14 protein-coding genes and 1 riboswitch are annotated in these 13,127 nt (G+C 37.1%); of the genes, 12 read left to right on the top strand and 2 right to left on the bottom strand.

Annotated elements, in window-relative coordinates; translation table 11 throughout:
* Positions 1 to 110 precede the first annotated feature (110 nt).
* Positions 111 to 1,694, bottom strand: coding sequence for a phosphoglycerate dehydrogenase (gene serA, locus AC4G3L_RS03210; RefSeq protein ID WP_491075533.1), 1,584 nt, complete (start codon positions 1,692 to 1,694; stop codon positions 111 to 113).
* A 355-nt stretch (positions 1,695 to 2,049) separates the two neighbouring features.
* Positions 2,050 to 2,180, top strand: a riboswitch (FMN riboswitch).
* Between serA and AC4G3L_RS03205 the strand changes: the two genes are divergently transcribed.
* Together AC4G3L_RS03205 and AC4G3L_RS03200 are read left to right on the top strand one after the other, a co-directional pair.
* Positions 2,175 to 2,324: a hypothetical protein gene (locus AC4G3L_RS03205; protein WP_491075532.1), complete on the top strand. Its 150-nt coding sequence runs from the start codon at positions 2,175 to 2,177 to the stop codon at positions 2,322 to 2,324. It overlaps the preceding riboswitch by 6 nt.
* A 35-nt stretch (positions 2,325 to 2,359) precedes the next feature.
* On the top strand, positions 2,360 to 2,944 hold the full coding sequence (locus AC4G3L_RS03200; RefSeq protein ID WP_491075531.1) for an ECF transporter S component: 585 nt from the start codon (positions 2,360 to 2,362) through the stop codon (positions 2,942 to 2,944).
* Between the two features lie 49 nt (positions 2,945 to 2,993).
* Here the strand turns inward: AC4G3L_RS03200 and AC4G3L_RS03195 are convergent, their stop codons facing one another.
* Positions 2,994 to 3,242 (bottom strand): ferredoxin, encoded by a 249-nt coding sequence (locus AC4G3L_RS03195; protein WP_491075530.1) that lies wholly within the window; start codon positions 3,240 to 3,242, stop codon positions 2,994 to 2,996.
* A gap of 217 nt (positions 3,243 to 3,459) precedes the next feature.
* Here AC4G3L_RS03195 and AC4G3L_RS03190 point away from each other — a divergent pair, with 217 nt between their 5' ends.
* From AC4G3L_RS03190 to AC4G3L_RS03145, 10 genes are all read left to right on the top strand, one after another.
* Positions 3,460 to 4,515 carry a YpbB family protein gene (locus AC4G3L_RS03190; protein ID WP_491075529.1) on the top strand — a complete coding sequence of 352 codons (1,056 nt, stop codon included), beginning with the start codon at positions 3,460 to 3,462 and terminating at the stop codon, positions 4,513 to 4,515.
* 2 nt (positions 4,516 to 4,517) lie between these two features.
* Positions 4,518 to 6,005, top strand: a complete 1,488-nt coding sequence (locus AC4G3L_RS03185) for a RecQ family ATP-dependent DNA helicase (protein ID WP_491075528.1) — start codon at positions 4,518 to 4,520, stop codon at positions 6,003 to 6,005.
* The gene (locus tag AC4G3L_RS03180) at positions 6,002 to 6,595 is read left to right on the top strand and encodes a CPBP family intramembrane glutamic endopeptidase (protein ID WP_491075527.1); all 594 of its coding nucleotides are present in this window, start codon (positions 6,002 to 6,004) and stop codon (positions 6,593 to 6,595) included. Before AC4G3L_RS03185 ends, AC4G3L_RS03180 begins: the two co-directional genes overlap by 4 nt.
* A gap of 108 nt (positions 6,596 to 6,703) precedes the next feature.
* Entirely contained in the window at positions 6,704 to 7,162 is a 459-nt protein-coding gene (locus AC4G3L_RS03175) for a DUF2663 family protein (protein WP_491075526.1), read from the top strand.
* 91 nt (positions 7,163 to 7,253) lie between these two features.
* On the top strand, positions 7,254 to 7,880 hold the full coding sequence (locus AC4G3L_RS03170; protein ID WP_491075525.1) for a CBS domain-containing protein: 627 nt from the start codon (positions 7,254 to 7,256) through the stop codon (positions 7,878 to 7,880).
* An 87-nt stretch (positions 7,881 to 7,967) separates the two neighbouring features.
* Positions 7,968 to 8,756 (top strand): metallophosphoesterase, encoded by a 789-nt coding sequence (locus AC4G3L_RS03165; protein ID WP_491075524.1) that lies wholly within the window; start codon positions 7,968 to 7,970, stop codon positions 8,754 to 8,756.
* 73 nt (positions 8,757 to 8,829) lie between these two features.
* Complete coding sequence (locus AC4G3L_RS03160; protein WP_491075523.1) at positions 8,830 to 9,411, top strand: adaptor protein MecA; 582 nt, start codon at positions 8,830 to 8,832, stop codon at positions 9,409 to 9,411.
* 270 nt (positions 9,412 to 9,681) lie between these two features.
* A complete protein-coding gene (locus AC4G3L_RS03155; RefSeq protein ID WP_491075522.1) occupies positions 9,682 to 10,947 on the top strand; it encodes a Glu/Leu/Phe/Val family dehydrogenase in 1,266 nt (421 codons plus the stop codon).
* A 196-nt stretch (positions 10,948 to 11,143) separates the two neighbouring features.
* Positions 11,144 to 12,118 (top strand): YpdA family putative bacillithiol disulfide reductase, encoded by a 975-nt coding sequence (locus AC4G3L_RS03150; RefSeq protein WP_491075521.1) that lies wholly within the window; start codon positions 11,144 to 11,146, stop codon positions 12,116 to 12,118.
* Between the two features lie 36 nt (positions 12,119 to 12,154).
* Entirely contained in the window at positions 12,155 to 13,120 is a 966-nt protein-coding gene (locus AC4G3L_RS03145; RefSeq protein ID WP_491075520.1) for an asparaginase, read from the top strand.
* Positions 13,121 to 13,127: the final 7 nt, after the last annotated feature.

Below are 13,127 nucleotides of genomic sequence, written 5' to 3'. Positions count from 1 at the left end.
TAATCTTAAGCTATAAGAGAGGGATCCATCACATTGATGGATCCCTCAGGTTGCAGACAAAAAGAATTCAGAATGCTCTAAAGAGGGCAATTCTGAATTCTTTTTTTATTTTATGCCTCGTACAAATTGATTGCTTTGACCACAGATATTTCAGCATTGACGGCCAGTTCAGTTATAACGGATTGAGGAATTTTTTCATCAAATGTAAGAACCATGATGGCTTCGCCGCCGGCTTCTTTACGTCCGACCTGCATGGTGGCGATATTAAGGTTAAGATCGCCAAGTTTTTTACCGACAATACCAATCACACCTGGTCTGTCGTAGTGCTGAATATAGAGGATATGGCCATCTGGATAAAAGTCGATTTTAAAGTCATTGATGGCAACGATTCTAGGTCCATATTCCTTTATATAAGTAGCCTTTAGTTCAATTTGTTTGGTTTCGCCTTTGATTCTTACTGTAATACTATTGGAATAACCATGTGTTTCATTTGAAATTTTCTCGCCAATTGTGACAGAACGTTCTTTTGCATATATAAGTGCATTTACTTCATTGATTGTAACGTCAGCACGTTCTTTAAAAAAGCCTGAAACAAGTGATTTTGTTAGAAGGGAAGAATCAAAATCAAACGTATCACCGCCGTATGTGATAGAAAGTTCGTTGATACCTTCATTTATATACTGTGATAAGAAGGAACCCAGTTTTTTAACCAATTGATAATAGGGCTGTATTTTATTAAACAATTCAGCAGGTATGGCTGGTAAATTGATGGAGTTTGAAACGGGAATTCCATCCACATAGGATACGACTTCTTTTGCAACCTGTTTAGCCACATTTAATTGGGCTTCCCTTGTCGAAGCACCTAAATGGGGAGTTACAATAATTTGATCCAAGGATAGCAATTTATTATTTAGCGGAGGTTCTTCGACAAATACATCCAAGGCTGCTCCAGCCACTTTCCCTTCAATAACGGCTTCATATAAAGCATCTTCATCAATAATACCGCCTCTGGCACAATTAATTAGATAAACGCCATCTTTACACTTATGTATCGTTTCATTATTAAATAAGCCTTTGGTATCCTTGTTTAATGGAGTATGAACAGTAATAAAATCAGATACCTCAATCAAATTCTCCAGTGAACCAACAGTTACACCCAATTCTTTAGCGCGGTCAGAGGTAATAAAAGGATCGTATGCAAATATGTTCATTTGAAAGGCCTTCGCTCGTTTAGATATTTCAGTACCGATTCTCCCCATTCCGACAATACCTAAAGTTTTACCCTTTAATTCCGTGCCTGCATAACGGTTTCGTTCCCAGGCGCGATTTTTTAATGATTGGTGAGCTTGGGGGATATTTCGAGCAAGAGATGCCATCATGGCAAACGTGTGCTCAGCGGTCGAGATGGTATTGCCATCAGGTGCATTGACCACAATGATTCCGCGATTTGTACAGGAAGGTACATCTATGTTGTCGATTCCTACGCCAGCGCGCGCTATGATTTTTAGATTTGTCATTTTCTGAAGCAAATCTTCTGTTACTTTTGTAGAGCTTCTGACTAAAAGTGCATCAAACAGATGCAATTCTCCGCTTACTTCATCTATCTTCTTTTGGACAACCTCTATGTCATCCCTGCCAACGAATGGCGTTAAACCATCGGGCTTGATTGAATCCGCTATGAGCACTTTAAACAATCTTGTCACCTTCCTGCAGAAGTATTTATTATGTCTCACTCTACAAGACTTATAATCTGTGTGTCAATCAAGATTAATAATGTAAACGCTTACTATTTTGATATTTCTAAATACTTATCGGTTACATAACCATAATGACTCTTTTTACTTCGGCACATGTTTTAAATATATAGAAACTTATTGGCTAATCAACTAAAAAATAGAATAATATATATTCATACTGAGATAGTCTGAATACAATCTCTTGTTTTATTTGATTTATTGAGATAAAATCAAATTAGAGATGGTCTGCGTAAATTTACTGGCGAACGATTAAGCCTACTCATTTTACAAAGCCATTTACTAATTAAATACGGTCTATCTTCGGGGCAGGGTGCGATTCCCTACCGGCGGTGATGATGTACAATCTAAGCCCGCGAGCCTGTAAAGGCAGGATTTGGTGAGATTCCAAAGCCGACAGTATAGTCTGGATGGGAGAAGATGGAGGTCTCTGTTAACGTTCAAAAAACGAGTATTCGTGAACGTTTGTTTCAGATTGCCTTATTCTCCCTTTATCTAGTAACAGATAAGGGGATTTTTTATGGCATGGTTTCACGATATACGTTACTGCAGGCAGAGCCTTTCTTCTAGAAGAGGTAGAACCACACCTAAAGGAGAGAGGAATCATGAAAAACAGTGTAAGTAAGATTCAAAAAATGGTTACGATTGGGATGTTGGGTGCAATCGGATATGTTCTGATGATTATGAACTTCCCGTTTCCGGGTTTTCCAACATTTCTGCAAATCGATTTTAGTGATATTCCGGCTTTGATTGCAGCCATCATTTTAGGACCGGTTGCAGGGATCCTGGTAGAATTATTAAAAAATATTTTAGATTATATCATGACAGGAAGCGATACAGGGATTCCAGTGGGGCATTTTGCTAACTTTATCGGAGGCGTTGCTTTTATCATGCCTGTCTACTACTTTTACAAAAAACTGGGTACAAAAAGAGGGATGGTATACGGACTTGTCGGCGGTACAATCGTGTTAGCTTTATTTATGAGTCTTGTCAACTACTTCGTTTTGCTCCCAACTTATAGTGTATTAATGAATTGGAACATGTCTGGTACAGAGATTCGGGCAATGATTACAACAGCAATCATACCTTTTAATATAATAAAAGGTACTATAATCGCCATTGTATTTATGCTTTTATTTACTAAAATGCAAGGATGGTTCTCGAAACAATCTGTATTACGAAATGTATAAATAGAATGCAAAAAGCCTCTGCAAACGCAGAGGCTTTATTAATGCGATACTATTCAAATTTCAAAGCGTCTCCATCAAATGACTCATCAGCAACTTTTATAGAATCTGTCGGGCATCCTTCAAAAGCGTCCATCATGTCATCAAGAAGAACATCTGGAATTTCGACAATACCTTGGTTCTCATCTAAAGTAACAAATGCAATACCTTCATCATCATAATCATAAATATCTGGAGCAGCTGCCCCGCAAGCACCACAAGCAATGCAAGTTTCTTTGTCAACAATAGTAAATTTAGCCATGCTAAATACCTCCCGTAAAGATATATATATTTTGATACCGTACTGGATATCAAACCCCTCACCCTATTGTAAAACTGATGGTATAACTTTTCAATAGCCAATATTTCGCGTGTTTTTAGAAAATGGGTACAACATAGAATATTGAAATGTAAGCATGAGTGTCCATCTATTTGGTAAGATATAAGTGTCAAACTCGTTCGGGTAAAGGAGTTAAAACATGATTATATCATATATTGACGGATTAATACTGTATTTGATAGATGCACTAAAGGGGCAGAGGACTGTTTATTCACCTTTACATATATTGAATGGAAAAAAATCCTCACAACCCATACAAGATGCCAGGTTATTTCATATATCTGAATTCTTTGGTGTTCTTCCGAAGTTACAAAGAGATTATTGGGATCAAAAGATTTCAGAACTAGCCAGGCAAGGATATATAAAAAATATAGGCACCAATATCTACAGCTGTACTGTGCATGGAGAAGATGCACTTAGATATTGGAAAGGAAATTATCCTCCCTTTCCTCATTTAAATGGACGTACCTATCAAGATGCAGCTCATGCTTTTTGGATGAGGTTGCAATTATTGGTTCAAACATCCTCTTGTTTACTTAATGGCAATCATTCGTTTATCCCGGTAACCCGTAACCAAGAGGATCAAATTGTCGTAAAAAAACTATTTAAACAGATTGCTCTCTCTCCAAAAGAACTGGGCAAGTTGTTATATAAAGAGCTTGAAGAATTGCTAAGTAACGTAAACGAAGTACGTGCAGAGTTAATTGTATGTTTATTCTCGGGTCACCAGCGTGCTGGACTGACGATTGAACAGGCTGCTCGAAAGCTAAACATAGACGTATTTTATGCAAGACTTCTCTTTTGGGATACTATACATTATATGCTTGAAGTCTGTAATCAGCCGCCTTATATAGTATTGAGAGAATTAGTTATACTGGGAAAATCAGCACGAGTTATCTTAACCGATTCCACTCAGACAACATTGAAGATGCTTCAATCAGGTATGTCCAAGGAAGAAGTGGCAACCGTAAGAAATTTAAAAGTTAATACGATTGAGGATCATATTGTTGAAATTGTCTCCAATATACCTGATTATCCGATTGATGTATATGTGAGTGAATCGGAAAAAGAACAAATCGAACAGGCGATAGCTGCCAATAAAACAAAACAATTAAGAAACTTAAAAATGATACTTCCAGCTGAGATAACTTATTTTAAAATCAGGCTGGTTATGGCCAATAGGAAGGAAGTGTAAGTATGCAGCCACTTGAAGTTCAATTGCAAAAAATGTTTGGATTCCAAACGTTCAGGACCGGACAGAAGGAAGTTATTGAATCCATTATGGGAGGCAGGCATACACTTGCCATGCTGCCAACCGGGACAGGGAAAACCTTGAGTTTTCAAATGCCTGGGTACCTGATGAATGGATTAGTTATTATCATTTCACCATTATTGGCTCTTATGCAAGATCAGGTTGAGCAAATGAAGGCAAAAGGTGAAAAGAGAGTTGCATCATTAAATTCATTTCTTACAAAGCCGGAACGAGATAGGGTACTTAGGTCTTTCCCATTACTCAAATTTTTATATATTTCACCTGAAATGCTGCAATCACGATTCATCCTGGATAAGTTGAAAAAGCTTAAGATTGCCTTATTCGTTGTAGATGAAGCCCATTGCATATCGCAATGGGGCTATGATTTTAGGCCAAGCTATTTACAGCTCGGTCAAATCAGAAGAGAGTTGAATAATCCGTTAACATTAGCTTTAACGGCTACTGCTACTCCTGAAGTTCAAGAGGATATATTGAGAAATTTATCTATTCAGGATGCGACGAGGATTATTCATAATGTGAATAGGGAGAATATCAGTATTTTGGTAGAAGAAACAACCGATTATCAGCAAAAGCTTCAGTTGTTGATTGATTCGTTAAAAAGAATAAAAGGTGCAGGAATTATATATGTATCCAGCCGGAAGCTGGCTGAGCAATTGAGCGATTACTTAATAGAAAAAGGGTTTGAGGGTGTTGCCTATTACCACGGTGGTATGGAAACAAGTGATCGAATCCTGATCCAGCAGCAATTTTTATCAGGCCAGTTACGAATCATTGTTGCTACAAATGCTTTTGGAATGGGGATTAACAAAAATGATATACGGTTTATTTTTCATGTAAACATGCCGTTAAGTGTAGAAGCATATGTTCAGGAAATTGGCAGGGCAGGAAGAGATGGATTGCCATCTGTAGCCATTCTATTATACGCAGTGGGGGATGAGCGGCAAGCTGCTCATCTTGTTGAAAAAGATTTTCCAACGCGTTCTGAAATCGAATGGGTCATTAATCAAGGTGAGGTGTCTGGTCGTGAAACGGAAGACTGGATTGGTGACGATCATTTTGAACGGATAAAGGAACTGAATCGTGCACTGCTAATGGAAAATATACATGATCCACGAGACCGCCTTGACCGTATTGATGCCGATCTTGAAAAAAGAAGAAAAGAAAAGCTTGTGAAACTTTATCAACTAAAAAATTGGATGACCTCTACTGAGTGCCGAAAGCAGATGATTGCTGCCTATTTTAATCAGGAGCTTCAGAAAAACACGGAATTTTGCTGTGATCGGTGTGGAACTACACTGGATGAACTCGTTAAGGTCCTCCCAAAACATTCGAATGATTATCAGAAGAATGATCAAAATTGGCGTATGGAACTGAAACAATTATTTATAGAAGGGAAAGAACTAAAATCATGAAAAATAAGCAGGCAGAACAGTTGGCTCAGCTTAAGGACGTAGAGCTATACAGGGCCTTGATTCTAACACAAGTGCTTCTGCTTTTGATTTCGTCGGTTTTGGGTCTATTTATATTTGATGATCTAAAGGATTTCTTTCTGCTGTTTGAATATCGAGATTGGTCTATTCTCCTAATAGGGGTTCCTGCTGGACTGCTAGTGGTTGGCTACGACTTACTGTCTATGAAGTATCTTCCTGACAGATATTTTGATGACGGCGGTATTAACCAACGCATTTTCCGTTCTTTGAATGGCCGGCAAATTTTTTTTGTTACCTTATTTGTAGCCATATGTGAAGAACTATTATTCAGAGGTATCATTCAAACGACATTTGGTTTAGGGGCTGCCAGCCTAATTTTTGCACTGATTCATATTAGGTATTTATATAATGTATACCTGTTTTTCAATATCCTGTTGTTAAGTTTCTTGATTGGGTTGATCTATGAATGGACAGATAATTTGTTTGTGACCATAGCTATGCATTTCACCATTGATTTAATTCTCGGATTTGTCATAAATAAGAAAGCCAGCAAGTCCAAAACGAATCATTAATAAGGGTGAAATTATGTGAATCTTTTTAGGGGAAAGAAATTGTGGACAAGAACTACATAAATGATCCATCTCTTTCATAAACATTAGTATGTAAAGGAGAGGTGATTTATGGAAGCGCAAATTCATGATTTGGACGAACATACAGATGAAGCTACAAAAATAATGCTTGGGAATGTGGTAAAAAGAAAACAGAAATTTGATCATTATAAATCCCGTCATTTTTTATTTATTTACTTAACATTAGGTTTAATAGCTACTTTAGGTGTTTATATATATAAAAAGATTATTCCCCTCTATGCGTATTCTTTCACAGCCATGTATGTTCAATTTTTTGAAAACAAATTTATCGTTTTATGTATTCTATTACTGGCTTTTTTATATGGTGGGATGCTTTATTATAAAAAGAAAATGGAAAAGGCTGAGAAGGAATTCCATGCATTAAGATGTGAGATTATTGACCGGAGTAAGGATCTTTGGAAAAATGAAATAGCATGGAAGAATAGACATATCTTATTTAATAAATTCAAAGATCTGTATGATATTAATCTTTTTCACGAAAATAAATAATCCTTCACAATAAGGCAGGAGAAGTTAAAGATTTGTCGAAAAGTAGTATAAGGAGTGTTTGTACACTTATATTGCAGTCGGAGGTGCTTTAATGTTTGTAAAGAATATAATGATTTCAAAATATCATTGTCATACGGTTTCTTACAATGATACTCTTCAAGAGGTTTTTGCAGTATTGGATAAACATCGCATTGAGGGAGTGCCGGTATTAAAAGGAGATCAGTATGTAGGTACAATTACAAGGTATCGAATCTATAAGGCGGCATTTTTGTCTGAACTGCCTAGAGATATTTTTTTGAAAGAAACAAAAGCAGAGTCGATTGCGGAGATAAATAAAACATTAAAAGGACATGAAATATACGAGAATATATTTATTGATTTAAAAGAAACTCCCTTATTAGCGGTAGTAGATGATCAAAATCATTTCCTTGGTATAGTTACGCGTTACGATATCATCGAACAGTTCCAAAGTACATTTGGTGTTCATGTACCTGGTGTCAGGATTGCATTGACAACAGTGGAAACGAAGGGGCGAATTGCCAAATTAACTGAGATTACAGGGCAGTATCAGCAACAAATCATTTCGCTTGTTACGTTTGATGAAACAGATAAACTTTTAAGGCGTATTGTCATTAAAGTAGCGAAGGCGCCAAATATAGATAAATTTTTAAGCAAATTAGAGGAATCAGGCTTTAGAATTTTACATATTGAAGAATAAGGAAATGAATAGATTGGAGCTGGTCATATATATAAGGCTGGCTTCTTTTATTTTAAGAAAGAGGACTAATTGGAAGGAGATACTTGTATGGCAGTACTACTCATTTTAATGTTAATCATTGTCATAGGATTATGCATGTTCATGGTTTATATGTACAGGCTTGCAAATCTAAATCAAGTAATTGAACACACATTAGACTTTAAAAATTTCCCGAGCAGCGAACCCCTAACCATCTTTTTTATATCGGATATACACAGACGGACGATCAGTGAGGAGATTATCCGTAAGGTGAAAGGAAAGGCCGATTTGGTTTTAATTGGTGGGGATCTTGCGGAGAAACGAGTTTCAATGGAAAGGATTAAAGAAAATTTAACAAGACTAAAAAGTGTGGGACCTGTCTATTTTATATGGGGGAATAACGATTATGAAGTGGATAGACATGAATTGGATGCCTTATTTTTGGAGGTGGGAGTACATGAATTATTGGATACAAGTGTACTTTTTGAAACGAATGATGGCGGTAAAATACGACTTCTTGGAATTGACTTTTATGATGAAAAAGAACAAACGGGCAGGCTTGATTTAGCAATGGAAGAGGTCGAAGAGGACAGTTTTAAAATATTGGCTAGTCACACACCTGAAATTGAAAAGGCTATGGAGAGTTCGTATGGGATTGATTTGGTATTGAGCGGCCATACTCATGGCGGGCAAATTAGGATTTTTGGAATGGGCAAATATAAATTGGGCGGAATCAGTAAGAAGGAGGATACGACCATTTTCACTAGTAATGGATATGGAACCAGTTTACTTCCGTTTCGTCTAAAAGCAAAACCCGAAACCCATCTAATTCGAGTGGCTAAGAGGCTAACTTCTTAATTTTAATACAAGGTACCGACTGTAGCCCGATTCATACAATGCAATGAAGAGTTAGCTACAGGAGGATTTTGTCATGAAGCTTAAACAGATCAGCCCGACTTTGTTCAAACTATTTATTACCTGTGATGAGTTGGAAGAAACAGGTGTCAGATGGCAAACGTTAACCATGCACTCACTGGATACACACTTCTTTTTTTATAAAATTGTTCATGAAGCACTTTTGGTGAATGGAAATTCTGTTAACGGTACTTTTAGAATAGATGTATATACGTATCCAAACGATGGTATATATTTAATTTTAAAAATAGAGGAATGCAATTCAAATGAAAATGTGGAGGTAGACATAGAAAATTCCCTATCAATAAATATACAAGAGCGTGCTCAAATGATTTATGAATTTGCTGAATTTGATGATGTTGTACAAGCTTGTAAAATAATTCAGGAGAAATGGAACCTGGAAGGAACACTTTATTATTGGCAATCAAACTATTATTTAGAGATTAAGGGAGATTCAGTCTTCAATCAGACAACCATAATGGCCATACTACTAGAGTTTGGGGAGTTCTCGACTTTAAGCAAAGATTATCTGAATGAATACGGAAATAGGATTTGTAAGGATAATCTAATTACTATTATAAAAAAATATTTTTCATAAAGAATCGCATCTAAGTGATGTGGTTTTTTTGGTAATCTACAGGTATTCGCGGGTTTTGAACAGCTTTCTTGCACTACATGATCTTTATTAAGTATACTGAATTTATAAAAATGAATAATAAATGAGAAAATTTAGTACCAAGCACTCATATTGAATCATCTTTCTATTATTATACTTGTTTCACTTTCCAGACTATTTCCAAAGTTGTATACTTATGCTGGAAGGAAATTATTAGTTATTAATTATTATACATCAGTAGGAGGTACTATAATGACAGCCGACCATCAATCCACTGAGGATAAATTAGATGTTTTAAAATCTACTCAGACTGTCATCCATAAGGCTTTAAATAAGCTTGGATATCCAGAAGAGGTTTATGAATTATTGAAGGAGCCGCTTCGTATGTTAACAGTGAAAATACCAGTTAAATTAGACGATGGTTCTGTAAAAATCTTTACTGGTTATCGTGCTCAGCATAATGACGCGATTGGACCGACAAAGGGTGGTATTCGTTTTCATCCTAATGTTACGGAGAGAGAGATGAAAGCTTTATCCATATGGATGAGCTTGAAATGCGGCATTGTTGATTTACCATACGGAGGTGCGAAAGGCGGTATTATTTGTGATCCGCGCACGATGTCTTTTCGGGAATTGGAGAGACTTAGCCGTGGATATGTAAGGGCAATCAGCCAAGTGGTTGGTCCAACAAAAGATATACCGGCTCCGGATGTCTTCACAAATTCACAGATTATGGCCTGGATGATGGATGAATACAGCCGTATTGATGAATTTAACTCTCCGGGATTTATTACCGGAAAACCACTTGTTCTTGGTGGTTCACACGGCAGGGAATCAGCTACAGCCAAAGGGGTAACCATTTGTATTTATGAGGCCGTTAAAAAATGCGGCATAGAGTTAAAGGGAGCCAGAGTTGTTGTACAGGGCTTCGGAAATGCTGGAAGTTTCCTGGCTAAATTCATGCATGATGCCGGTGCCAAGGTCATTGGTATATCAGATGCAAATGGCGCTTTACATGATCCGGATGGTTTGGATATTGATTATTTATTGGATCGCCGCGATAGTTTTGGTACAGTAACTAACCTTTTTACCAATACAATCTCGAACCAAGAATTACTAGAGCTTGATTGTGATGTTTTGGTGCCTGCTGCAATTGAAAATCAAATTACGGATGAAAACGCCCACAAAATTCGTGCTAAAATAGTTGTTGAAGCTGCAAACGGTCCAACCACTTTGGAAGGTACACAAATATTGACAGATCGTGGTATTCTATTGGTGCCGGATGTATTAGCATCTGCCGGTGGTGTAACAGTATCCTATTTTGAGTGGGTACAGAATAATCAGGGATACTATTGGTCTGAAGAAGAAGTGGAAGAAAAATTAAAAAAAGTGATGGTTAAATCATTTAATACAATCTATGATACAGCTCAATCCCGTCGAGTTGATATGAGGTTGGCTGCATACATGGTTGGAGTAAGAAAAATGGCAGAAGCATCAAGATTCAGAGGCTGGATTTAATTAATAGAGCAAGCGCAAAAATAAAAGTTTTCTGTCCTGGAGAGATAGAGAACTTTTTTGCATGGGATTGATGAGTTAATTTTTTAAAAGTGGTATAGTAAAAGGATATTTTACACATAGGTTGAGAAGAAAAAGCGTATAAAAACCACGAATATATACGCATATTAGAGTTTACGGTTATTTGGAGGAAACAAATATGCATTATGAAGAAGCAATTGTGATTGGTGGGGGACCATGCGGAATGGCTGCTTCCATTAGTTTAAAGGAAATCGGTAAAAACCCATTAATTATTGAAAAAGGGAATATTGTTAATTCAATCTATCATTACCCGACACATCAAACTTTTTTTTCAACAAGCGAGAAGTTGGAAATTGGAGATGTAGCATTTATCACAGAAAATCGTAAGCCTGTTCGACTTCAGGCCTTAACGTATTATAGAGAAGTAGCCAAAAGGAAGAACCTAAGAGTCCATACATACGAGTGTGTGTTATCAATTGAAAAGCAGGAGAACGGATTATTTAGAATAAAAACAAGCAAGGATGAATATGAAACGCCTTATTGTATTATTGCGACCGGTTATTACGATCAACCTAATATGATGAATATACCAGGAGAAAATTTGGAGAAGGTATATCACTACTTTAAAGAAGGGCATCCTTTTTATGATATGGATGTGGCCGTAATCGGTGGGAAAAATTCAAGCGTGGACGCAGCACTTGAACTTGTTAAAGCGGGAGCAAGAGTGACAGTGATTTACCGAGGAGATGCTTATTCCAAAAGTATCAAGCCTTGGATACTGCCGGAGTTTGAATCCTATGTTCGTAATGGAACAATAAAAATGGAGTTTCAATCAGTGCTAAAAGAGATTCATGAACAAACCGTGATTTACGAAAAAGAGGGTCAAAGTATAGAAATTCAAAATGATTATGTATTTGCCATGACAGGTTACCATCCGGATTATAGTCTCTTAACGAATGTTGGAGTTGAGCTTGATTGTGACACCGGCAAACCATGTATTAACGAAGAAACAATGGAAACGAACGTCGAAAACTTATTTGTGGCCGGTGTGATCGTGGCCGGTAATAATGCCAATGAAATATTTATAGAAAATGGAAGATTTCATGGTGGGCAAATAGCAAATGCAGTAAAGGAAAAAGAAGGTTTAGAATAGCATAAAGTGTGCTTGATACTTGTCGCGAGGTGTAATATGAAGAAAATTTCCCTGATTACAACTGGTGGTACGATTGCCAGTAAAGAGATATCAAAAGGACTATTGAATTCAGGTGCTATGAGTGGCGAAGAATTGGCGGCACTCTGTCAGCTGCCGGAGGGATTCGATATAAAAATTATTAATCTTATGCAAAAACCGTCCATGCATATTGATTTTAACGAAATGGTATTAATTAAAAAAGCGATTGAAAAAGAATTGGAAGATGATGAAGTTTGTGGGGTGGTTGTAACCCATGGAACGGATTCATTAGAGGAAACTGCCTATTTTCTTGATTTGACAACTAAAGACCCGAGGCCTATTGTTGTAACGGGTTCCCAGCGCTCTCCTCAGGATGTAGGAACGGATGTCTATTCTAATTTACGGAATTCAATCTATGTAGCTGCCAATCAACACTTAAAGCATAGCGGTGTTTTAGTTGTATTTAATGAGCGTATTTACTCAGCTAGATACGTGAAGAAAGTTCATGCTTCCAATCTTCAGGGTTTTGAATCATTCGGTTATGGATATTTAGGAATCATTGATAATGATGTAGTCAGTGTCTATCAAAAACCCATTTATAATGAATCCTATCAGATTGGGCCGGAAATCCCGCGTGTGGATATTATAAAGTGTTATTCAGGGGCAGATGGGGTGATGATCGATGCTGCTGTAAACGCCGGGGCGCGTGGTATCGTATTGGAAGGTGTCGGACGAGGACAAGTAACACCATTTATGGTCGATTCTATTCAGTCAGCTTTGGATAAAGGAATCACAATCGTGATTAGTACAAGTGCTGAGGAAGGAAAAGTCTATCCAGCCTATGGCTATAATGGCAGTGCGCATGATTTGCAAAACAGAGGTGTTATTCTTGGTGAGGATTATGACAGTAAAAAAGCAAGGTTGAAATTGGCTATTTTACTTTCCAATGGTACGGTCAGTGTAGAGGATGCATTTAAACTTTAGGAATCGG

Source organism: Bacillus sp. z33, assembly GCF_058313615.1.
Note: the sequence above shows the minus strand (reverse complement) of the source record. Positions and strands in the feature narration are given on the sequence as shown.

What these genes read in the sequence shown, in the direction of transcription:
- AC4G3L_RS03205 (WP_491075532.1), top strand. Translation starts at nt 2,175, where the DNA reads ATGGAGGTCTCTGTTAACGTTCAAAAAACGAGTATTCGTGAACGTTTG.
- AC4G3L_RS03200 (WP_491075531.1), top strand. Translation starts at nt 2,360, where the DNA reads ATGAAAAACAGTGTAAGTAAGATTCAAAAAATGGTTACGATTGGGATG.
- AC4G3L_RS03195 (WP_491075530.1), bottom strand. Translation starts at nt 3,242, where the DNA reads ATGGCTAAATTTACTATTGTTGACAAAGAAACTTGCATTGCTTGTGGT.
- AC4G3L_RS03190 (WP_491075529.1), top strand. Translation starts at nt 3,460, where the DNA reads ATGATTATATCATATATTGACGGATTAATACTGTATTTGATAGATGCA.
- AC4G3L_RS03185 (WP_491075528.1), top strand. Translation starts at nt 4,518, where the DNA reads ATGCAGCCACTTGAAGTTCAATTGCAAAAAATGTTTGGATTCCAAACG.
- AC4G3L_RS03180 (WP_491075527.1), top strand. Translation starts at nt 6,002, where the DNA reads ATGAAAAATAAGCAGGCAGAACAGTTGGCTCAGCTTAAGGACGTAGAG.
- AC4G3L_RS03175 (WP_491075526.1), top strand. Translation starts at nt 6,704, where the DNA reads ATGGAAGCGCAAATTCATGATTTGGACGAACATACAGATGAAGCTACA.
- AC4G3L_RS03170 (WP_491075525.1), top strand. Translation starts at nt 7,254, where the DNA reads ATGTTTGTAAAGAATATAATGATTTCAAAATATCATTGTCATACGGTT.
- AC4G3L_RS03165 (WP_491075524.1), top strand. Translation starts at nt 7,968, where the DNA reads ATGGCAGTACTACTCATTTTAATGTTAATCATTGTCATAGGATTATGC.
- AC4G3L_RS03160 (WP_491075523.1), top strand. Translation starts at nt 8,830, where the DNA reads ATGAAGCTTAAACAGATCAGCCCGACTTTGTTCAAACTATTTATTACC.
- AC4G3L_RS03155 (WP_491075522.1), top strand. Translation starts at nt 9,682, where the DNA reads ATGACAGCCGACCATCAATCCACTGAGGATAAATTAGATGTTTTAAAA.
- AC4G3L_RS03150 (WP_491075521.1), top strand. Translation starts at nt 11,144, where the DNA reads ATGCATTATGAAGAAGCAATTGTGATTGGTGGGGGACCATGCGGAATG.
- AC4G3L_RS03145 (WP_491075520.1), top strand. Translation starts at nt 12,155, where the DNA reads ATGAAGAAAATTTCCCTGATTACAACTGGTGGTACGATTGCCAGTAAA.